The organism is Streptomyces sp. NPDC007162 (assembly GCF_040634175.1).
Lineage (GTDB): Bacteria > Actinomycetota > Actinomycetes > Streptomycetales > Streptomycetaceae > Streptomyces.
Map to the genome: position 1 here is coordinate 1 of NZ_JBEYFC010001041.1, position 1,200 is coordinate 1,200.

General features: G+C 72.0%; 3 pseudogenes. 1 reads left to right on the top strand and 2 read right to left on the bottom strand.

The annotated features are described in order from the left end of the window. A pseudogene (locus tag ABZ646_RS46985) lies at positions 1 to 313 on the bottom strand (sugar phosphate isomerase/epimerase); the annotation flags it as partial. A 2-nt stretch (positions 314 to 315) separates the two neighbouring features. Next, positions 316 to 1,017 (bottom strand): annotated as a pseudogene (locus ABZ646_RS46990) (alkaline phosphatase family protein); the annotation flags it as partial. Position 1,018: 1 nt separating this feature from the next. Here ABZ646_RS46990 and ABZ646_RS46995 point away from each other — a divergent pair. Then, positions 1,019 to 1,200 (top strand): annotated as a pseudogene (locus ABZ646_RS46995) (DNA polymerase III subunit delta'); the annotation flags it as partial.

Genomic DNA, 1,200 nt, shown 5'->3' on the forward strand with positions numbered 1-1,200 from the left:
CGGCGATCTCGATCTCGTCGTAGCCGTACTTCTCCAGTTCGGCGAACACGGGGGCGAAGCCGAGGGTGGAGACCTTGTCCCGGAGGCTGTAGAGCTGGATACCGAGGCGGCCGGGCGGCAGGACGGCTCGGCCCTTGCCGTGTCCGTGTCCGTGGCCGTGGCCGTGGCCGGGTGACGTGCCGCCCTGCGGGCTCGTCGCCTGGGCGGCCGCGCCGCTGAGGAGGGTCGCGGCGGTGGCTCCGGCGGCGACGCCCAGGACGTTGCGGCGGCTGAGTCTGCTCGCGAGCTCGGGGTCCTTCGGAGTGCGGCTCATGATCACGAATCTCCCTTTCGGCGTGCGGGCGGGGCGGATGGTCCGTGCAGTCCGGCGAGTCGGAGGAGCAGGGACTTCACTTCGGTGGCCTGGACTCGGCCGTCGAAGGCCTGGGGGGTGGAGCAGAGGATGAGCGGACCTTCGTCGTCGCTCTCGGGAAGGCGGCCGTGGCTGCCGCGGATGGGTGAGGGATCCAGGGGGACGACCGCCATGCGGTAGCGCATCCCGAGCTTCTTGCGGGCCACCGCGGAGGCCGCCCTGACCCGGACGTAGGGGTCCTGCGGGTCCATGAAGAGCTCGACGGGGTCGTATCCGGGTTTGCGGTGGATCTCGACGAGCTGTGCGAAGTCGGGGGCGCGGTCGTCGTCGAGCCAGTAGTAGTACGTGAACCAGGCGTCCTTCTCCGCGACGGCGACGAGTTCGCCGGAGCGGGGATGGTCGAGGTGGTGGGCCTTCTTGCCGTCGTCGTCGAGGAGTTCGGCGATGCCGGGGAGGTCCGCGAGGGCCTCGCGGGTCGCTTCGAGGTCCTCGGGCCGGCGCACGTAGACGTGGGCGAGCTGGTGGTCGGCGACCGCGAACGCACGGGAGGCCATCGGGTCGAGGTACTCCATGCCGTCCTGGGTGTGGACCTCCAGCAGGCCGGCGCGGCGCAGGGCGCGGTTGATGTCGACGGGCCGGTCGACGCGCGTGATGCCGTACTCGGCCGGCCCGCCCGGTTCCGGCCGGGCCACCGCCGCCCGCGCCTTCGCCGCGGCCCTCCAGTGCACCAGCCCCGACCGCGCGATGGGCGGAGCTCCGGGCTGCGGCTTCTGCGACGGCTGCCACACCGCGCTGATCGGAACCCACGCCGACGTCGAGGTCATCCGCACGGATCTGCTCTCCATCGG